This window comes from Nocardioides sp. HB32 (genome assembly GCF_054058995.1).
Map to the genome: position 1 here is coordinate 2,581,253 of NZ_JBSSBS010000001.1, position 18,851 is coordinate 2,600,103.

Sequence of the window (18,851 nt, forward strand, 5' to 3'; positions counted from 1 at the left end):
CCCGCCATGACCTGGATCGACCACCGCCGCCGCGCGGCCGCGGTCCTCCTCGTGGTGTCGGCCGTCGCGGTCGCCCTCCTCGCCGTCCCGGCGGTCGCGAGCGCCACGTTCGGCTCGAGCAGGGCCGCCGCCGTGGCGACGACCACGGACCGGATGGAGACGCCCTCCGGCATCACCGGCACCTACCGGTGTACCCGCTCGGGCCACACCGAGAGCATCGCGGTCACGGTCACCACCTTCACCGACACCGGGCCCGCCGGCTCGTCGTACGGCTTCAGCCTCGGGCTCGGCAGCACGGTCAAGGACACCGCGTCCGGCACGTCGAGGTCCGCGACCCTCGGCGGCTCGGCGACCGACGACGGCGCGAGCACCACCTGGACGGTCGGGATCCAGGGCAACCTGAGCCGTTGGACGAGCGACGTCGGCTCCAGGTCGATCGTCTGCCCCGCCTCGGGCACCCGCTCCGGCTCCTTCTGACGCTGTCGCTCGGTCGTCCAGGGCGTCGTGATCAGCGTCGTCGCGGACGACGTGTCGCCGGCTTCGTCGGGGCAGCGGCCGTCTCGGGGGCGGCGGCTGCCGGCGCGGTGGAGGCGACGAGCTCGTCCACGGACAGCTGGAGGTCGCGCTCCACGGAAGCGCAGATGGGGGTCTCTTCCATGCGCCCGTCGTTCCCCGGATCCGGTTGAAATATGCAGGAGGGGCCTACGCTCCCGGCATGACGGTCGACACAGTCGTGGTGGGCGCCGGTGTGATCGGCTCCGCGATCGCCCTCGAGCTCGCGCGTGCCGGTCACCAGGTCGTCGTCCTCGACAAGGGTCCCGGCGTGGGCTTCGGGTCGACGAGTGCGTCGAGCGCGATCGTCCGGTTCCACTACTCGACGTTCACCGGCGTCGCGGCCGCCTGGGAGGCACGCCAGCTCTGGGCCGATTGGGCCGGCCACCTGGGGTACGCCGACCCGGAGGGTCTCGCGACCTTCCACCGGACCGGGATGCTGGTGCTGGACGGCGGCGCGACGCCGCCGTACCTCGACGACGTGGGGGTGCCCTGGGAGCTCTGGGACGCCGACGAGGTCGCGCGGCGGCTGCCCGGCCTGGATCCCGGCCGCTACGGCCCGCCCCGGCCGGTCGACGACCCTGCCTTCTTCGACGAGGCGACCGGCCGGCTCGGGGGCTCCTTCACCCCGGACGCCGGATACGTCGACGACCCCCGGCTCGCCGCCGCCAACCTGGCCGCCGCCGCACGCCACCACGGCGCGAGGTTCCTGCTGCGCCGTGAGGTGACCGGCATCGACGGCGCCGGCCCGCGGCGCTGGCGGGTGCGCACCAGCGAGGGGGACGTCGACACGGACGTCGTGGTGAACGCCGCAGGCCCGTGGTCGAGCGCGCTGAACGGCCTGCTCGGCATCGGCGCCGACTTCCGGCTGACCTCGCGGCCGCTCCGCCAGGAGGTGCACCAGCTCGCGTCCGCCGATCCGGCCGTCGTCGTGGCCGATCCCGACCTCGGCGTGTACCTGCGGCCCCAGGCCGGCGGCCAGCTGATCGTGGGCGGCCTGGAGCCCGAGTGCGACCCCCTCGAGTGGCTGGAGCGCCCCGAGGACGCCGACCCGCGACCGACGCTGCGCGTCTTCGAGGCCCAGGCGCTGCGGGCAGCGAGGCGGCTGCCTGACCTCGCCGTGCCCTCGCAACCGCGGGGGCTCACCGGCGTGTACGACGTGACGCCGGACTGGACGCCGATCTATGACCGCACCGCGCTGCCCGGCGTCTACGTCGCCATGGGCACCAGCGGCAACCAGTTCAAGAACGCCCCGGTCGTCGGCCAGCTGATGGCCCACCTCGTCGCCGCGGTCGAGGGCGGCCACGACCACGACACCGACCCGCTGACCTGGCGGGCGCCGCGGACCGGCAACGTGCTCGACCTCGCGACGTACTCCCGGCTCCGCGATCCCGGCTCCGGATCGAACGTGCTGGGCTGAGCTCCCGCTCCGGGACCGGTCAGCCGGCAGCGGCGCCGGGCAGTCCGGGTGCGTGGTCGTGCGCGAGCCGGATGCCCCAGCCCCGCGCGCGTTCCAGCTCGCCGTCGACCAGGGGACCCTGGACGTCCGCGACGAGGAACGCCGTCGGCCGCTCGACGATCCGGAAGCCGCGTCGCCTCAGCAGGCGGGCCGCGCGGGTCGACGCCGCCTTGGGCAGGCGACGCGTCTTCGTCACGCGGGTGTCGAACGCGGCCGCGGGCCGGCCGTCGCGGCCCTTGGTGCCGGCCAGCCACTCACGGACTCCCGTGGTGGCTGCCTCTGCCGGGGCGCCCTGGCGGACCGCGTCCAGACGGGTGCTCGGCCTGCTCAGCGAGAAGGCGTGGGTCGGCGCCCCGAGGACGAGCAGGTCGAAGCTCCGGCCGCCGGGGCCCTCGGCGTCCCGGACGTTCTCGAGGTCGACGGTGAAGCCGCCCTCGGCCAGCCCCTCGGCCACCGCGCGCGCCACGCTCTCGGTGCAGCCGAACATCGATTCGTAGACCACCAGCACCCGTGCGCCGTCGTTCATCGCTGACCTCCGCTTCACCCCCAGCCTCGCCGGTCGGACCACCCGTCTCCAGCGCCATCGGGCTCGTCGGACCGGGTCTTTCGTCCCTACAGGCGAGGTCGGACCGGTCCGAGCATGGAGGTGACGGAACCCGCCATCACCGGCGGGACCAAGGCCTCTGACGCTCCGACCGGTGGGGGCAGACGCTGGACGTGGGACGCGTGGAGAGGGGCGATCATGACCGGGACCGAGTTCGGGGTGGTCGTCGCGGTCGGCCCTGACGGCGTGCAGGACGGCGTGCTGGACTTCGCCGCCGCCGAGGCGTTGCGCCGGGGCACCGGGGTCGAGCTGGTGCACGTCGTGCACTCGTTCGTCGCGGTGCCCTCGGTCGCCGACCAGATCCGGTCGCTGGACAACGCGCTGCTCGAGGTCGGGCGGGCCGTCCTGACCGCTGTCTCGGAACGGCTCCGGCCACGCCTGCGCGGCAGGGTCCCGGTGGGCACGGAGGTCCTCTTCGGGCCGGTCGCCGCGACCATCGCGGCCCGGGCCGCCACCCGTGACCTGCTCGTCCTGGAGCGGCGCGAGCCCGGCGGCGAGCGCCTCCTGACCATGTCGGTGTCGACCAGGCTCGCCGCCCGTGCCCAGGTGCCGGTGGCGGTGGTCCCGCACGGCTGGGCGCCCGGCACGCACGACCCGGCCGTGACCGTGGGGGTGGACCACCCGATCGAGGCCGCCGGCCAGGTCGAGCCGGCCGCCGCGTACGCCGCCGAGTGCGGGCGCCCGCTGAGGGTGCTGCACGCGATGTGGCTCGCCGAGGCCTACCAGGACACCTTCTTCGTGAACCACGCGCGCCGGAAGTGGACCGAGGAGGCCGACCGCGAGCTGCGCCAGGTCCTCGACGAGCTCGACGTGGTGAGTGCGCCGGCCGTGACCCGAGAGGTGCGATGGGTCCGCCCCGTCGAGGCGCTCGTCGGCGCCACCCGGCGGTCGTCCGTCCTCGTGCTCTCCCGGCGCACCGGCCGCGGCCTGGTCGGTGCGGATCTGGGACCGGTCACCCGGGCCGTCCTGCACCACGCCGAGTGCCCGGTCCTGCTGGTCGACCGCTCGTGACCCGTCAGCGGCGAGCAGGGAGGCGGACGCGTCCGCACAGGTCAGGTCGCGGCCGACAGCCGGCGCCCGCTGACCTCGGCAGGCTCCACCCGGACGAACATCCCCGGCGATCCGACCGGCCAGACCCGCATCTGCATGACGTCGTCCGGGACGTCGGCGACGTCGACCGGCTCCGCCGTACCAGCCACGAGGACACTCCACGCGGTGTGCGCGTCCCGGTCGACGTGGTCGACCTCGACGACGACGCGACCGCCGGCGCACTGCCCGCCCAGCGCCGAGGCAGGCTGGGTGCGGAACCACAGCGCGCCGTCGGTGATGGTGTAGCTCACGGGCACGACGGACACGCCGTCCGGCCCGCCCCAGGCGAGCCGGGCGATGTCCTCGGTCTCGAGGAGCGTCCAGCAGTCGTAGGCCGGGAGGACCGCGGGTACGGCGGTCATGACGGGCTGCCGGTGTCGAGGCCGACGACGATCGTGCCGGCCGGGGCTGCTGAGCTAACCAGGTCTTGGTTCATCGCACGCCTCCAGTGGACTCGGTCCCATCGTCCCCGGCCGCAAGGCGCTGCAGTCAGGGTCCTGGGCCAACGGTGCGCGGGACGAAGGTCCCTGCTCGTCATCGCTCGGTCGAGCCGGACCCGCCGAGCAGCCGGCCGAGCGCCCAGGTGGTCCTGCTGCAGGTCTTGCAGCGGAGGAGTCGACACAGGTCGTGGTCCTCTCGTGCGGTGGGTATTCCTCGTGATCCTGAGGTGGCAGGTGATCGAGCGGCCGGATGGTGGGTACGGGGGTTCATGACCACGACACCCCAGGAGCCCCTGCCCGAGCCGGAGGTCGTGCCCTCCGGCGATCCCGTGCCGACGCCGGACGACGACCCGGACACGGTCCCGGACGTCACCTCTCTCTGACCCCGGGCAGGCGAGGTGCGCGCCTCCTACGCCCGCCACGTGTAAGGAGGAACGCGCCGCGAAGGCTCGGTTCGCGAAGAAGTGCCGGGCCGAGGCCCACGGCATGGGTTCCTACCTGGTCCACGCCCACCTCGCCACCATCGACGCGATCGACGCTGCCGTCACCGCCAAGGCCGAGCTCCTCGCGGCCGTCCTGCCCGATGCGCCGCACCTGCAGACCGACGACGAACGGATCAAAGACCCACGGCGGATGGCAGATCCGGCAAGCAGCACCTCCGGTCATCGAGCTCTGGCACAGCCCGATCCACATCCGGCTCGACTACGCCGCCTGACGGCCGGCCGAGCGCCCGGCCAACGGGTGTGCTGCCCGCACGGGCCGCTACTGGCGATCGGGGTGACGCGGGAGGGCCTCCGGGTCCCTCCCCAGCTCGATGACCCGGTCCTGGCGTGCGATGCGGGCCTGGAAGTCGCGTGCGTGGAAGTCACCCTCCTGAGGCTTTTTCGCGTAGAGCAGGTAGAAGTAGTCGTTGTCGGCCACTTCTTCACGATCTGCGACCTCGACGACCTCCCAGTGGGCGAACGCCCACTCCTCGGCCTCCGAGAGGCTGCCGGCGATCTGGAGCAGATTCGCATGTCGGTCGTAGACGTACCACGGCAACCGCGCACCCGGGTCAGCGCTCTCCTCATCTGGGGGATCGCTCATGGCGGCGCCCTCCCTGGAATCGGATGAGCCGCACCTGCTCACGTCTCATGGTGGCAGCATTTCGGTGCGACGGCACCGATCGTCAGAGTGGAACCTGAGCGGTGGCCAGGTGGCGAACCGGGTCGAATGGCCGTCCTGGCGAATATGGTCGAGGGAGGAGGCACGGCATGGACCTGGCTACCACCTATCTCGGGCTGTCGCTGCGCAACCCCCTGGTCGCGTCGGCGTCCCCGCTGTCCCAGTCCGCGCACCGGGTCATCGAGCTGGTCGAGGCCGGTGTGTCTGCCGTGGTGCTGCACTCCCTGTTCGAGGAACAGATCGAGCACCCGACGCCGGACGCGGACCTGCCGCACTTCTTCGACCACCCGGCCGGGCCGGGTGCACCGAGGCGCTACCTCGACCTGATCGAGGAGTGCGTGAAGTCCGTGGACGTCCCCGTGATCGCGAGCATCAACGGCACCTCCCGGCTCGGCTGGACGTCGTTCGCCCGCCAGATGCAGGAGGCCGGCGCCGCCGCCGTCGAGTGCAACTTCTACAACGTGCCCCAGCGCATGCAAGGGCCCGGTCGCGACGTCGAGGCGCGATGCACCGAGGTGGTACATGCGCTCAAACAGGAGCTCGACGTGCCCGTGGCGGTCAAGCTCACGCCCTACTTCTCCTCGTTCGGCGAGCTCGCACTACGACTCGTGGAGACCGGCGCGGACGGGCTTGTCCTGTTCAACCGGTTCCTCCAACCCGAGATCGACGTACAGACCCTCACGGTCGCCCCCGTGATCGGTCTCTCGCACTCCGCTGACGCCCGGCTTCCGCAGACCTGGATCGCCCTGCTGCGCGAGCAGCTCACTGTCTCGCTCGCCGGCACCAGCGGCGTCGAGTCCGCATCCGACCTGGCCGCCTACCTGCTCGCCGGCGCGGACGTCGTGGAGTGCGCCTCGGCGTTCTTGCGCCATGGCATCCAGTACGCCACGGTCCTCCTCGACGGCCTCGACGCGTGGGGCAACGAGCACGGGTTCCGATCCGTCGACGAAGTCCGCGGCGGGCTGGCCGTGCCCTGGGACGTCGACCCCCAGGAGTACACCCGCGAGGGGTACGTCGCCGCCCTGCAGACCGCTCGCTTCGGCTACCTGCACCTGTGATGCGGCTGGTCGCGGCCCTCGCTCATCCCGCTGGCCGAGGGGCCGCGAGCAGCTCGTCGACGCTTCGGCGGCCAGCCGCCGCGTGGGCTGCGGCGGGATCTTCGGCCGACAGCGCATCCATGGCGAGCGCTGCACGCAACTGGCGTCCGACGGTCGGGACCGCACGGCCGATCGTGGCCGCGCCCAGGTGGAGCAGGGCCGGAGGCACACGTCGGGGGCTGCCCGTCCATCCGTGGGCGACCATCACCCTTCGTGCGAGCCCCTCGAGACCGAGGCCCTCGGGGCCGACGACATCGACCGTGCGGCCCCGCGTCGAGCGGTCCAGGGTCACCCGGACCACCTCGGTGGCGACGTCTTCGACGCTGACCCACCACAGGGGGGTCTGGCCGCGGCCGAAGACCAGGGGGCGGTGGGAGCGTCGCGCGGTCTGCTCCAGAAGCTCGATCCAGAGCTCGGCGAAGGCGGCGGATCGCACCACCGTCCAGCCGATCGGCGAGTCCCGCAGACCCTGTTCGGCGGCGTACTTCTCCCGGGCGATCTCGAGGGGGCTGTCGGGTGCGGCGTGGGTGACGGACACGAGGACGACGTCGGCCCCGACCCGTCCGGCGGCCCGGACCAGGTTCAGGTTGCCCTGCCGGTCGACCGAGCGCGGGTCGCCCCGGCCTGGCCCGGCGAAGCCCTGGACCGCTGAGATCACGACGGCGGCGCCGGCGACTGCTCGCTCCAGGTCGACCGCTGACCGTACGTCGCCGTGGACGACGTCGACGCCGGGGGGAACCTCTCCGGTCATCCCCCGGGAGAAGACGCGGACCTCGTGGTCCTGCTGACGAAGTCGTTGCACGACGGTCGAGCCGAGCCTTCCCGTGCCGCCGGCAACGACGATCACGGAGCATCTCCCCCGATGAGTCCGGCGACCGCGCGGTCAACGTCCACGGGTGCCTCGTCGACGGGCTCCATGAAGAAGCGCAGGCCGGCGGCGACGTCGTCGTGGAGGGTGAACACCAGGACGCCGCGCATCAGGTGAGCAACGCCGTCGCGTCGCGTTCCTCGCATCTCCCACTCCGACCAGATCCGGTCGCCGTCCCTCACGGAGTCGACGACCTCCGCGACGAGGTCAGGAACCGCTGCGAGGATCGTCGTCCAGTTGCGTCGGACCTGCTCCCGCCCTGCGAAGCCTCGAGCCGGATGACAGGGCACGACGTTGACGTACTCGTCGGAGAAGCACGCGACGATGCCTTCCACGTCGTGGTCGTTGGTCGCCGCCAGGAGCCGGGTCAGGAAATCGGGACGCGTCATGCGGTCATCCGCCCTCAAGATTCGTTACACTTGCCTGTAACGAATAGGAGTCTGATCCTCGATGACCTCTCCCGTCAAGAGCCGCGGCTACGACGGCTCCGGGCGCCGCGCCGCCGCCCGGACCAGACGGCAACGCATCGTCGACGTGGCGGGCAGCCTGATGGAGCGAGACGGCTACACCGCGACGACGGTGGCGGCGATCGCGGCGGAGGCCGGTGTCTCTGCGGAGACCATCTACAAGTCGTTCGGCGGCAAACCCGGGCTGGTTCGCGCCCTCTTCGAGCAGGCGCTGGAGGGCGCCGGCCCGATCCCCGCGGAGACCCGGTCAGACGCCCTGCGGGACACCGATCCGGCGACCCTGGTGTCCGGCTGGGCCCGGCTCGCCGCCGAGGTGGCGCCCCGGGGCACTGCGGTGATGGTGCTGGTCCGGGCCGCGGCGTCCTCCGACCCGCGGTTGGCCGAGCTGTACGACGAGATGGACACCCAGCGCCTGCGCCGGATGCAGGACAACGCGCGAGCGCTGGACGCGATCGGTGGCATCCGCGACGGCATCTCGGTCGAGGAGGCGGGGGACGTGCTGTTCACCGTGTCGTCACCGGAGGTGTACGAGCTGCTGGTGACTCGTCGCGGCTGGTCGATCGAGCGGTACTCGAGGTACGTGCGCGACACGGTGATGCACGCCCTCGTGCCCTGAGCCGCTCACCGAGGTCGACCCGCCTGACCGACTGCGATCGGACAGCGCCCCAACCCGGCAACTCAGGTGAGCAGCGCCGCCACCGACCGGATCTCGTCGGCCGACCGGCAGCTGAGGAGCAGCGTGGTCACGCCGGTCTCCTCCCGGTGCGCGACCCGCCTCGGACTGACTTTGCCGGTTCGCCCGGACGCACGGCCGCGATCCCGCATCCGAACAGCCGTACTTCGCGCGGTTCGTGGCGTTGGATGCTCGAAGGCAGGACCGCGTGCATCGGCCGGTGGTGGGGCTTCGTCGGACTGGTCGGCCTAGCTGCGTCGGTGGAACCTGGTGTGGTGTCGGGGGCAGAGGAGCCTGCCGTGCTCGAGGTCCGTTGGTCCGCCGCGGCTCCAGGGGATGTCGTGATGGACGTGGCACATTGCCGGCGGCCAGTCGCAGCCGGGTTCGGTGCAGTGCTGGTCCCGGATCCCGATCGCGATGCGCTGGGCCTTGGTGTGGAACCGGCGGGTGCGGCCGAGGTCGAGGACCTCGGAGGGTCCGCCGAGCACGGCGGGGATGATCCCGGCCTCGCACGCGAGCCGGCGGGCGGTGGCGGGGGTGATCTTCTCCCCGGTGTCCAGCAGCGCGGCCTGCTCGAGCTTCCCGAGGAGGCTGTCGAGGGTCATGGTGACCACCACGGTGGCCGAGACGCCCCCGGTCTGGGGGAGCTGGTGGGCGGGGTAGCGCTCGAGGAGCTCGCAGAACGCCCGCCCCAGCCGTTCCCGGCCGGGCCGGGGCACGACCCCGGCGCCGGGGGCGGCGGGGCCGTCGGTGGCGGTGCGGTGCTTGGGGGCGGCGATGGCGAGCAGCATCTTCTTCAGCGCCGCACCGTGGAAGGACGGGACGGTGAACTTCCCGTGGCACTTGCCGTGCCCGTCATCGACCATCGTGAACGTGGTGGCCAGCAGCGCCTCGGCCTCCTCGCGAGCGAGCTGGCGTGCCTCGTACTCGTCCGCCAGGTCGGGGGCGACCACGTCCATCAGTCGCTTGCCCAGGATCCGCAGGGTGGGGGCGGTGTGCTCGCGTCCGGCGGCGACCAGGTGCCGCTCCGCCCGGTCCACCAGGGCGGTGTCGAGGTCGCCGGGCAGCTGGTCCAGCGCGGTGACGATGACCTTGGCCTGCTCGACCACCAGGTCCCCGGCGGCGAGAGCGTCGCGGACATGGGGACGGGTGACCAGGGCCTGGCCGAGCTTCACCTGGCCGAGCACTGCGGGCTTGGTCTGCCGGGTCCGGTGCGCCCACGCGTCCACCTGTTCGTCGTCGGCGTGCTCGGCGACCCGGGCCTCGAGCTCGGCGACCTGCGCCTTCAGCCGGGTCAGCGCGATCAGGGTCGCGGTGGTCTCCGCGGGCTCCATGGACCACACCGACGCATCGGTCACCGAGCCGGCCAGGTCGCGCATCTGCGCGACCGTCGCCGCGACCCGGTGCCGGGGTGTGGCCATCGCTGTCATGGTGCTACTCAAGCGCCGGCCACCGACACCGAGAGGCCCAGAACCCCTTGCTCCACAGGGCCCTGGGTAACGAACAGGTCACGATTCCGAGCCGCTTTCCACAGCCGGCGCGGCCCCCGGGACCCGCAAGCCGGGAACCGGCGACGACCACCCACCCACCGCTCCCGTAGCTGCCTATCGGTCGCCACCACCCGCGGCCAGAAAGCCACGGACACAGGAGCCGCAGTCCGCCAGCCTGCGCAGGTCCGGCGCATGCGTGGGCCTCCGCTTGCCAGGCGCGTCGAACACCGGCTCCAGCAGCGCCCACTGATCGTCGGTCAGTCAGTCGTGTACGACACGTCCGAGACGGTGCCTCCCGGCCCAGCTGGCGCAGTCGACGCGAAATGGGACACCCAGTCAGAGGCGGACCAGCATCTTCCCGGTGTTGTCTCCGCGGTGCAGGCCCAGGAACGCGTCGACCGCGTGGTCGAGGCCGTCCACGACGGTCTCGCGGTACTTCAGCGAGCCGTCGGCGAGCCAGGCACCGGCGCGGCGATAGAACTCCGCCGCTGCGTCCGCGTGGTCCGTGACGATGAAGCCCCGGAGCGTGAGCCGCTTGCTCACGAGCATCATCAGGTTGCGCGGACCCGGGACCGGCGCGTCGGCGTTGTAGTCGGCGATCGCACCGCAGGCGGCGATCCGCCCGAAGTCCGCCATCGCGAAGATCGCCGCCTCGAGATGGTCGCCGCCCACGTTGTCGAAGTAGACGTCGACCGGCGGCTGCTCGCGCAGCTGGCGGCCGATCGGCGCGTCCTTGTAGTTCAGCGCCACGTCGAAGCCGAGCTCGTCGGTCAGCCACGCGCACTTCTCCGCCGATCCGGCCGACCCGATCACCCGGGACGCGCCGAGCAGCCGTGCGATCTGGCCGACCGCCGACCCGACGGCGCCGGCCGCCCCGGACACGAAGACGGTGTCGCCCTCCCTGAGCTCGGCGATCCGGGTCAGCCCGACGTACGCCGTCAGGCCCGGCATGCCCAGCGCACCGAGGTACGCCGATGGGGGCACGTGCGACACGTCGATCCGGCGCACCGCCGTGCCGGGCAGCAGCGCGTGGGTCCGCCAGCCCGCCTGGTGGAGGACGGTGTCGCCCACCGCGAGGTCGTCGGACCCGGACGCAACCACCTCGCCCACCGCGCCGCCGTCGAGCGGCGCGTCGAGGGCGAACGGTGGCACGTACGACTTCACGTCGTTCATCCGACCGCGCATGTAGGGGTCGACCGACATGAACGTGTTGCGCACCAGCACCTCTCCCTGTCCGGGATCCGGCAGATCCACCTCGACGGTCCGGAAGTTCTCCGAGGTCGGCCAGCCGTGCGGGCGGGAGGCCAGGTGGATCTCGCGGGAGCTGGTGGTGGTCATCCCTCGATGCTGCCATCGCCCGATCGGAGGCGTTCACACCGGTCCGCCGGAGCGACGTACTCGAAGGTCGGCCCGGCCACCTGGCCGCCTGGCAGCGGCATGGCCAGGAGCTCTTGCGCCTGTGCCTTCAGCCCGAACATGGCGCCCATCGACGTGCCGAGCATGGCCGGCTGCCCGTCGAACGCCTGGTCCAGCAGCTGGAGCAGGGTGCAGTAGGTCTCGTTGAAAGCCTGCTGCGCGACCCGGAGCGCGTCCTGCTCGGCCTCCGCGATCCGCTGGTTGGGTCGCATCGGGTGGATCGCCTCCCAGTCGACGTCGAACGCCTCGCCGGTGGGGCCGGACGTGCGCGTGTCCCCGGCCTGGTAGCGCCGGCCGAGCCGCAGCTCCTCCAGGCGGAAGTAGTGGGCGACCTCCTCGCGTCCGGGATCGAACATCTGGTGGTCGCCGTCCCAGATCTCGGTTCGCGAGGTGCCCTCACCCTGGTCGACGATCTCCGCCAGTGCCGCGAGGGCGCTGGCCAGGTCGCGGACCTGCACGATCTGGCCCGAGCCGGCGTACGGGAACCCGGCACCGACCTGGCGCCCCTGGTCGCCGCCGAACAGCCGCGCCTCGCCGAGCTCCTCGGACAGCAGCCTCAGCCCGGCCTCGATCGCCGCGTAGAACTGGCCGATCGTCTCGTACCGGTCGGCCTCGGCCACCGCACTGGGGGACGCCGGCTGCTCGATCCTCAGGAAGGTCTCGAGCGCGGACCTGTCGAAGGGCACGAGGCCGACCGCGAGCGACCGGTCTCCGTGGGGAAGAGTGCGCGGGTACCCCGGCAGCAGGCTCGGGGAGTCGAGGACCGGGCGTCCGCCTACGGCGTTGAGCAGGTTCGCGGCGAGGGTGAGGTGCAGCATCTCCTCCACGAAGATGCTCTGGACGACCTGCACGGCCTGCGGGTTGCGAGCGGGATCGATCGAGTACAGCGCGCAGAGGTACGGCGGGATGGTCGCGTGCTCGAGCTCGATCGCCCACTGCAGGTGGGTCCGAAGGTCGTCGACGGACGTGATGGGGCGGGTCATCGCCCCGGCCCCCACCCGAAGAACGCGGTGCGGTCGCCGCTCTCCCAGGCGTCGCGCAAACCGGGCGACGAGAGGTCCCAGTCCGGCCGGATCGCGCGGGTCACCTCGCGCAGGTCGCGCCACAGGTCCGCTGCCGACGGCCGTCCCCAGAACCAGTAGCCGTTGTAGACCGAGTGCACGACCAGGCCCGGCTCGAGGACGAGGGTGTGCGGGACCATCGGGTCGTTGTAGGGGTCGGTGTACTCCTGGATGTCCAGGTCGCGCTGCACCAGACGTCCCGGGTCCGCGAGGAACGGCCACCGAGCCCCGACGGCATCGCGGAACTCCTGGGCACCGCGCGGGTCGTCGGTCGTGATCGTGACGACCTGGGTGTACGCCACCCGGATCTTGGGCTGGAGCGCAGCGACCTCGAGCTGCTGCTGGTTCTCCTTGGGGCAGTAGTGGCCGCGAGCGAGCATCAGGATCATGGGGTCCTGGCCCTGGATCTCGCTGAGGCGCCGGGTGGTGTTGGTGTGATCGGGCAGCTCGTAGTCGGGAACGGTCGAGCCGATGGTGAGTCGCATGGGGCTTCTTTCATGGTCGGGTGTACAGCCAGTCCTTGAATGACTGCTCGGTCGGACGCCAGGACGGCAGCAGACAGTCGGCGTCCGGCTCCAGCCGGGCGCCGAGGTAGTACGCGGTGGTGTCCGGCAGGACCATCCGCCGGTCACCGCTCGCGGCCAGCACCTGGCGCGCCAGCTCGTCGAGGAAGTGCACCTCGGGACCGGCGATCTCGAAGCTGCCGTTCAGCGGTGCGCCGAGCGCCAGTCGAGTCACCTCCGCGACGACGTCTTCGGCGGCGACGGGCTGCACGCGTACGGGAGGCAGCCGCACGAGGTGGGTCGTGGCGGCATGGTCGACGAGCCGGGGGAGGAACTCGTACAGGACCGTCGTCCGCAGCAGCGTGTGGGGCGTCGCGGAGCTCCTGACGAGGCGCTCCTGCAGGGCCTTGCCCCGGAAGTAGTTGCTGTCGATCCGCTCCCCGCCGATGACCGAGAGCCCGACGTGGTGCTGGACGCCGGCCTGTTGCTCCGCCGCGAGGATGTTCTGCGTGCAGGTCTCGAAGAAGTCGACCGCCTGCTCGTAGTCGTACGAGGGTCGGTTCATGTTGGTCGCGTCGACCACCACCTGGCTCCCTGCGAACGAGTCGGCGAGTCCTCGGCCGCTGTAGGCGTCCACGCCCGTGCGCAGCGAGGCGATCCGGACCTCCGCTCCGTGGTCGCGGAGACGGTTGACCACTCGGGACCCGATCAGTCCGGTCCCTCCGACGACAGTGATGTGCACGCCAGAGAGACCGCGTGCCCGGCATGGCTGTGACATGTCACGTCGCGGCGGGCTGTCCGGTCCTACTGGTGTCGGAGCGGGGTCGAGTCGCAGGTAAGGACGGGACTCACCGGGTTTCACCGGGGTGGCCGACGGCCGCCGGGCCGGAAGCAGAGAGCGACTGGACCCCCTCGTCACCCCCCTCCGGCGAACGCGTACCCATACGAAACGAAACAGAGGTGCAGACATGAAGGTCGTCGTCATCGGTGGAACCGGCCTGGTCGGGTCGAAGGTCGTCGAACGGCTCAACGCCCACGGGCACGAGGCCGTGCCAGCGTCGCCCCAGTCCGGGTGCAACACCGTGACGGGCGAGGGCGTCGACGAGGCGCTCGCCGGCGCTGACGTGGTGGTCGATGTCTCCAACTCACCGTCGTTCGCGGACGACGACGTGCTGAGCTTCTTCACCACCTCGACCGCCAACCTCCTGGAGGCCGAGGAGCGCGCCGGCGTGCAGCACCACGTCGCGGTCTCGATCGTCGGGTGCGACCGGCTGCCGGACAGCGGGTACCTGCGCGCCAAGGTCGCCCAGGAGATGCTGATCCGTGAGTCCGGGCGGCCGTACTCGATCGTGCGCGCCACCCAGTTCTTCGAGTTCACGAAGTCCATCGCGGACGGCTCGACCATCGACGGCAAGGTCCATCTCGCCCCGGTGCACTACCAGCCGATGGCGTCCGACGACGTCGCCGCAGCCGTCGCCCGGGCCGCGGCCGGCACCCCGCGCAACGGCGTGCTGGAGATCGGCGGCCCCGAGCCGCTGCGGATGGACGAGTTCATCCCGGCCGTCCTGAAGGAGAACGGCGACGAGCGTGACGTCGTGGTCGACGAGCACGCGAGGTACTTCGGCACCGAGCTCGACGACGACAGCCTGGTCCCCGGACCCGGGGCCGAGCTCGGTGCGGTCGGTTACCGTGAATGGGCAGAGCGCCGCGCAACCGCGTGACCACCAGCACGCTGGTCCGCGACGGTGCTCGCCGTCGCGGACCGCGAGGCCGTCGAGGAGCTGACATGAAGAGGATCGTGATCGTCGGCGGAGGCTACGCCGGCTTCTACACCGCGTGGCGCCTGGAGAAGCGGCTGCGCCGCGGTGAGGCGGAGGTGACCGTCGTCGACCACACGCCGTACATGACCTACCAGCCGTTCCTCCCCGAGGTCGCCGCCGGCTCCATCGAGGCCCGGCACGCGATCGTGCCGTTGCGGCGGCACCTGCGCCGGACCCGGCTGGTCAGCGGCCGGGCGACGCGGATCGACCACGCCGAGCGCGTCGTGCACGTGCGTCTCCCCGACGGCTCCATGACGTCGTTCGGGTACGACGAGGTCGTGGTCACCGCGGGTGCGGTGACGCGGGTGTTCCCGGTCCCGGGCGTGCGCGAGGCCGCCATCGGCCTCAAGCACATCGAGGAGGCGGTCGCCATCCGCGACGCGCTGCTGACCGCGTTCGACCAGGCGGCCAGCCTGCCGCCCGGCCCCGAGCGGCAGCGCCGCCTCGGTGTGACGTTCATCGGCGGCGGCTTCAACGGGGTCGAGGGCTTCGGCGAGGTGTTCAGCCTGGCCCGGGCGCTCGTGCGCCGGCATCCGGGGATCCGGGCGGACGAGCTCGACTTCCGGCTGGTCGAGGCCTCCGACCACCTCCTCCCGGAGGTGACGCCGCGAGCCCGGGAGTGGGTGCGCCGGCACCTGGAGAGCCGCGGGGCGAAGGTCCACCTCCGCACGACCGTGACGTCCGTGCTCGACGGCCGCGTCGAGCTGTCGACGGGGGAGTCGTTCGACAGCGGGCTGGTCGTCTGGACGGCCGGCATCGCTGCCAACCCGGTCTCCGCCAGGCACACCGACCTGCCCGTCAACGAGCGCGGGCTCGTCGTCGTCCGCGCCGACCTGCGCGTCGGCACGCCGGACCACCCGATCGAGCACGCGTGGGCCGCCGGCGACGACGCCGCCGTACCCGACCTCGCGGCCGGTCCCGGCGCCTACACCGTCCCCAACGCCCAGCACGCCGTCCGCCAGGGCAAGCGGCTCGCGAAGAACCTCGTGGCCGTCCTGCGTGGCCGCGAGCCGAAGCCGTACCGCCACCGCAGCCTGGGCACCATCGCCACCCTCGGTCTCGGCCAGGGGATCTTCCAGTCCGGGCCGGTCACCCTCACCGGGCCCACGGCGTGGCTGGTGCACCGCGGGTACCACGTGCTGGCGATGCCGACCTGGGAGCGCAAGCTGCGCGTGGCCGGCGGCTGGCTCGGGGGATTCGTCCTCGGCCGCGACATCGCGACGCTGCAGACCGTCCAGCGCCCGCGCGCCGCCTTCCGGGAGGACGCCGAAGCCCGCCGGGCCGAATGAGGCGGTCCGCGTCAGGCGACGGCTCGTCGTCTCCGGACCTGGACACCGATCACCACCAGGAGCACCGCGACGGCCAGGAGCGTGGAGTAGCGGTCGACGCCGTGGACCACGTCGACGGCCGGCTTGCCGACGGCGTATCCCAGGCCGACGACCGGGCCGACCCACAGGAGCGTGCCGACCACGTCCAGGACCAGGAAGGTGCGCAGGCGCATCCCCGACAGACCGGCGACGACATAGATCAGCACCGACGGCACCGGCAGGTAGTAGGCCAGCACGACGGCCGCGGGACCGAGCCGCTCGGCCGTTCGCTCGAGCCGCGCGGAACGGGCCTCGCGCGTCGCCACGCCACGGGGCGACGAGCTGCGGCCCAGGGCCAGGTGCAGCGCCCGGTCACCCCACCGCCGACCCGCCCACCAGAAGACCCAGTCGAACATCATCATGCCCGGTACGCCGGCCGCCACCGCGACCCACAGGGGCAGCTCGCCCAGCCGGCTCTGGGCGCCGACCGTCACCTCGGCCAGGGTCGAGCCGCCGACGACCTCGAGCAGCAACGGGTGCGACCCGATCAGCGCCGGGACGAGCGGCCAGAGCGCGAGCGAGTACGCGACGTAGAAGCCGAGGAGCAGCGCGATGACGGTGTCCGCCCGTTCGGCCCCGTCGCCCCACGGGGCGGGCGGGCGACACACCGCCGCGCCCGGACTCACCGGGGCCGCTTCTGGATCAGGACGACGTAGCCCAGGGCGACACCCAGACCTGCCACGATCGGACCGAGCGTCTGGGCGGTGCCCGAAGCCGTGAAGGCCCAGATCGCCCCGAGGACGATCATCGCCAGCGCGACCAGCGACCACAGGATCTTCAAGGGGACGTTCTGGCCGCCGTAGCGGTGCTCGAGGTCCGGCTCGTTCATCGGGGCAAGGCTACTCAGCACGCCACGGCCGACCCCGCGGGCCGCCCCGGCACCGGACCCGGACCGACGCGGTGCGCCTCGATCGGATTAGCCTTGCTCGGTGGCAGAAGAAGTGCGCTGGTGGGACATCCGCCCTGCACAGGGCGGACAGGCGAAGACGTACACATGCCCGATCTGCGGCGGCCTCTTCATGGCGATGGTGCCCAACACCCTGTTGTCTCCGGAGGGCGATCGCGAGCGTCGCCGGCACGCGCACACCGCATGTGTGGCGCGACAGCGAAGGGACGGACACCTGCTCACGAAGGCGGAGTGGGAACAGGCTCGACGAGGGCCGAGGCCCACGAGGCAGTGGTGGCGCCGATTCCTCGGATCGAGCGGCCCGAGCCGCACCTGACCCGGTGACTCGTCCCGGACGTCAGTGGCCTCGAGGCGGCCGGTAGGCCGGGGCGATGGCCAGCCGCTCGAGCGGCAGCAGGAACCAGTGCCGTCGCACGCACCTGATCCGGGCGTGCTCGACCGGGCCGTCGGTGCTCTCGAGGACAGTGCGCCACTCGACCTCGGCGGCGCCGCCGCACTCGGGGCAGGACGTCAGGTCCACGACGCTCACCCGCGCAGGCTGGGGAGCGGGCGGTGCACCTCGGTGTAGCCGCCCTCGGGGCTGCGGAGGATGCGGCCCGTCTCGTAGCCCTCGAGCCGCTCCTCGCGCTCGTGGCCGGCGAGCGACCGGCAGAGCCAGCGCGTCGTCCAGAAGGCAATGAGGGGGCCGGCGAACAGGACGACGCGCAGCGCCGCCACCTGGGACTCGAACGAGATGTGCAGCTGGGTGGCGACCACGTCCGTGCTGCCGGAGAGCCAGAGGACGAGGAAGAACGTGACGCCCGCGGCGCCGAGGCCGGTGCGGGTCGGGTGCTCGCGCGGGCGGTCGAGCAGGTGGTGGTCGCGCCGATCGCCGGTCAGGCGAGCTTCCAGGAACGGCCAGCCGATGATCGCGGCCAGGAACACCGCGACGACCGCCTGCGGGACCAGCACGGTCAGGGACCAGGTGCCGCCGAGGCCGGTCACCTCCCAGCCGGGCGGGACCAGGCGCAGCGCGCCGTCGAGGAAGCTCGTGTACCAGTCGGGCTGACTGCCCGACGACGCCTGACCGGTCGAGGAAGGGCCGTGGAGCCAGACCGGGTCGATGGTCACGGTTCCGGCGAGCAGGACCAGGACGCCCGTAGTCACGAGGAACAGCCCGGCCGCCCGCACGGCGACCGCGCGCAGCGGCAGCCCGACGACGTCGGACTCGGTGCGACCAGGTCCCGGGAACTGGGCCGGCTGCCGACGCAGGACCAGGCGCAGCCGGAGTGCGAGCACGCCGGTGAGCAGCGCCGGCACGATCGCGACGTGGAGCCAGTACATGCGGGTCACCACGCTCGCGGGGAACTCGCCCCCCAGGAGGAGGAACGCGGCGCGGGTGCCGACGTACGGGATGGCGACCGCGATTCCCTCAGCGATGCGGAGCCCCGTGCCCGCGAGCAGGTCGTCGGGGAGGGCGTAACCGCTCCAGCCGGCCGCGAGGACGAGGACGAAGGTCAGCGCCAGGAGCACCCAGCTCCACTGGCGTGGCCGGCGGAAGGCGCCGGTGAAGAAGGTGGTGAGGAGCTGCAGCACCAAGGAGGCGGGCAGCACGAGCGCGGCCCAGTGATGGGTCTGCCGGACGAGCAGGCCGCCCGGCACGTCCAGGGAGAGGTGGAGGGTGCTGGCCAGCGCCTTCGACATCTCGACACCCTGGAGGGGCGTGTACGACCCGTCGTACCGGACGGTGTCGGACGACGGATCGTAGAAGAACATCAGCACGACGCCGGTGACGGTCAGGACCGCCAGGCATGCCACGGAGACCACGCCGAGGAGAGACGACCAGTGCAACGGAACGGCGCGGGTCAGGAGGGACCTCCTCGGCGTGGTCATGG

The 18,851-nt window shown here is 72.1% G+C and carries 22 protein-coding genes; 7 read left to right on the forward strand and 15 right to left on the reverse strand.

Going from position 1 to position 18,851, the window contains the following annotated elements; translation table 11 throughout:
• Window positions 1-6 precede the first annotated feature (6 nt).
• Entirely contained in the window at window positions 7-477 is a 471-nt protein-coding gene (locus ACVW2K_RS13070; RefSeq protein ID WP_457202791.1) for a hypothetical protein, read from the forward strand.
• A 31-nt stretch (window positions 478-508) separates the two neighbouring features.
• On the opposite strand, the gene ACVW2K_RS13075 is transcribed toward ACVW2K_RS13070, so the two are convergent.
• A complete protein-coding gene (locus tag ACVW2K_RS13075) occupies window positions 509-658 on the reverse strand; it encodes a hypothetical protein (protein WP_457202792.1) in 150 nt (49 codons plus the stop codon).
• 57 nt (window positions 659-715) lie between these two features.
• On the opposite strand from ACVW2K_RS13075, the gene ACVW2K_RS13080 reads away from it, so the two are divergent.
• Window positions 716-1,972 carry an NAD(P)/FAD-dependent oxidoreductase gene (locus ACVW2K_RS13080; RefSeq protein WP_457202793.1) on the forward strand — a complete coding sequence of 419 codons (1,257 nt, stop codon included), beginning with the start codon at window positions 716-718 and terminating at the stop codon, window positions 1,970-1,972.
• Window positions 1,973-1,991: 19 nt separating this feature from the next.
• Here ACVW2K_RS13080 and ACVW2K_RS13085 read toward each other — a convergent pair whose 3' ends face one another.
• Window positions 1,992-2,537: a flavodoxin family protein gene (locus tag ACVW2K_RS13085; protein WP_028636890.1), complete on the reverse strand. Its 546-nt coding sequence runs from the start codon at window positions 2,535-2,537 to the stop codon at window positions 1,992-1,994.
• A 216-nt stretch (window positions 2,538-2,753) separates the two neighbouring features.
• Between ACVW2K_RS13085 and ACVW2K_RS13090 the strand changes: the two genes are divergently transcribed.
• Window positions 2,754-3,626, forward strand: a complete 873-nt coding sequence (locus tag ACVW2K_RS13090) for a universal stress protein (RefSeq protein WP_457202794.1) — start codon at window positions 2,754-2,756, stop codon at window positions 3,624-3,626.
• 41 nt (window positions 3,627-3,667) lie between these two features.
• On the opposite strand, the gene ACVW2K_RS13095 is transcribed toward ACVW2K_RS13090, so the two are convergent.
• Window positions 3,668-4,066 (reverse strand): pyridoxamine 5'-phosphate oxidase family protein, encoded by a 399-nt coding sequence (locus tag ACVW2K_RS13095; RefSeq protein WP_457202795.1) that lies wholly within the window; start codon window positions 4,064-4,066, stop codon window positions 3,668-3,670.
• An 840-nt stretch (window positions 4,067-4,906) separates the two neighbouring features.
• Window positions 4,907-5,230 (reverse strand): hypothetical protein, encoded by a 324-nt coding sequence (locus ACVW2K_RS13100; protein ID WP_457202796.1) that lies wholly within the window; start codon window positions 5,228-5,230, stop codon window positions 4,907-4,909.
• A gap of 167 nt (window positions 5,231-5,397) precedes the next feature.
• Here ACVW2K_RS13100 and ACVW2K_RS13105 point away from each other — a divergent pair, with 167 nt between their 5' ends.
• Entirely contained in the window at window positions 5,398-6,366 is a 969-nt protein-coding gene (locus ACVW2K_RS13105; RefSeq protein ID WP_028636887.1) for a dihydroorotate dehydrogenase-like protein, read from the forward strand.
• Window positions 6,367-6,388: 22 nt separating this feature from the next.
• Here the strand turns inward: ACVW2K_RS13105 and ACVW2K_RS13110 are convergent, their stop codons facing one another.
• On the reverse strand, window positions 6,389-7,252 hold the full coding sequence (locus tag ACVW2K_RS13110) for an SDR family oxidoreductase (RefSeq protein WP_051548975.1): 864 nt from the start codon (window positions 7,250-7,252) through the stop codon (window positions 6,389-6,391).
• Window positions 7,249-7,662, reverse strand: a complete 414-nt coding sequence (locus ACVW2K_RS13115) for a nuclear transport factor 2 family protein (protein ID WP_028636886.1) — start codon at window positions 7,660-7,662, stop codon at window positions 7,249-7,251. The genes ACVW2K_RS13110 and ACVW2K_RS13115 overlap by 4 nt, the downstream gene beginning before the upstream one ends.
• A gap of 61 nt (window positions 7,663-7,723) precedes the next feature.
• Here ACVW2K_RS13115 and ACVW2K_RS13120 point away from each other — a divergent pair, with 61 nt between their 5' ends.
• Entirely contained in the window at window positions 7,724-8,356 is a 633-nt protein-coding gene (locus tag ACVW2K_RS13120; protein ID WP_028636885.1) for a TetR/AcrR family transcriptional regulator, read from the forward strand.
• A gap of 305 nt (window positions 8,357-8,661) precedes the next feature.
• Here ACVW2K_RS13120 and ACVW2K_RS13125 read toward each other — a convergent pair whose 3' ends face one another.
• The 5 genes from ACVW2K_RS13125 to ACVW2K_RS13145 form a co-directional block, all read right to left on the reverse strand.
• Window positions 8,662-9,834, reverse strand: coding sequence for a DUF222 domain-containing protein (locus ACVW2K_RS13125; RefSeq protein WP_457202797.1), 1,173 nt, complete (start codon window positions 9,832-9,834; stop codon window positions 8,662-8,664).
• 405 nt (window positions 9,835-10,239) lie between these two features.
• A complete protein-coding gene (locus ACVW2K_RS13130) occupies window positions 10,240-11,241 on the reverse strand; it encodes an NADP-dependent oxidoreductase (protein ID WP_457202798.1) in 1,002 nt (333 codons plus the stop codon).
• Entirely contained in the window at window positions 11,238-12,302 is a 1,065-nt protein-coding gene (locus tag ACVW2K_RS13135; protein WP_051549036.1) for a ferritin-like domain-containing protein, read from the reverse strand. Before ACVW2K_RS13135 ends, ACVW2K_RS13130 begins: the two co-directional genes overlap by 4 nt.
• Window positions 12,299-12,865: a redoxin domain-containing protein gene (locus ACVW2K_RS13140; RefSeq protein ID WP_457202799.1), complete on the reverse strand. Its 567-nt coding sequence runs from the start codon at window positions 12,863-12,865 to the stop codon at window positions 12,299-12,301. The genes ACVW2K_RS13135 and ACVW2K_RS13140 overlap by 4 nt, the downstream gene beginning before the upstream one ends.
• Window positions 12,866-12,875: 10 nt before the next feature.
• Window positions 12,876-13,580: an SDR family oxidoreductase gene (locus tag ACVW2K_RS13145; RefSeq protein WP_457202800.1), complete on the reverse strand. Its 705-nt coding sequence runs from the start codon at window positions 13,578-13,580 to the stop codon at window positions 12,876-12,878.
• Window positions 13,581-13,851: 271 nt separating this feature from the next.
• Between ACVW2K_RS13145 and ACVW2K_RS13150 the strand changes: the two genes are divergently transcribed.
• Both ACVW2K_RS13150 and ACVW2K_RS13155 read left to right on the forward strand, forming a co-directional pair.
• Window positions 13,852-14,604 (forward strand): SDR family oxidoreductase, encoded by a 753-nt coding sequence (locus ACVW2K_RS13150; RefSeq protein ID WP_028636880.1) that lies wholly within the window; start codon window positions 13,852-13,854, stop codon window positions 14,602-14,604.
• A 65-nt stretch (window positions 14,605-14,669) separates the two neighbouring features.
• Window positions 14,670-15,992, forward strand: coding sequence for an NAD(P)/FAD-dependent oxidoreductase (locus ACVW2K_RS13155; RefSeq protein ID WP_028636879.1), 1,323 nt, complete (start codon window positions 14,670-14,672; stop codon window positions 15,990-15,992).
• An 11-nt stretch (window positions 15,993-16,003) separates the two neighbouring features.
• Here ACVW2K_RS13155 and ACVW2K_RS13160 read toward each other — a convergent pair whose 3' ends face one another.
• The 4 genes from ACVW2K_RS13160 to qcrB all read right to left on the reverse strand — a co-directional run bounded on the left by ACVW2K_RS13160 (window position 16,004) and on the right by qcrB (window position 18,849).
• On the reverse strand, window positions 16,004-16,696 hold the full coding sequence (locus tag ACVW2K_RS13160) for a DedA family protein (protein WP_155992003.1): 693 nt from the start codon (window positions 16,694-16,696) through the stop codon (window positions 16,004-16,006).
• Window positions 16,693-16,899 carry a hypothetical protein gene (locus ACVW2K_RS13165; protein ID WP_028636878.1) on the reverse strand — a complete coding sequence of 69 codons (207 nt, stop codon included), beginning with the start codon at window positions 16,897-16,899 and terminating at the stop codon, window positions 16,693-16,695. The genes ACVW2K_RS13160 and ACVW2K_RS13165 overlap by 4 nt, the downstream gene beginning before the upstream one ends.
• A 415-nt stretch (window positions 16,900-17,314) precedes the next feature.
• Window positions 17,315-17,506 (reverse strand): hypothetical protein, encoded by a 192-nt coding sequence (locus ACVW2K_RS13170; protein WP_028636877.1) that lies wholly within the window; start codon window positions 17,504-17,506, stop codon window positions 17,315-17,317.
• Window positions 17,503-18,849, reverse strand: a complete 1,347-nt coding sequence (gene qcrB, locus ACVW2K_RS13175; protein ID WP_081790355.1) for a cytochrome bc1 complex cytochrome b subunit — start codon at window positions 18,847-18,849, stop codon at window positions 17,503-17,505. Before qcrB ends, ACVW2K_RS13170 begins: the two co-directional genes overlap by 4 nt.
• Between the last annotated feature and the right edge of the window lie 2 nt (window positions 18,850-18,851).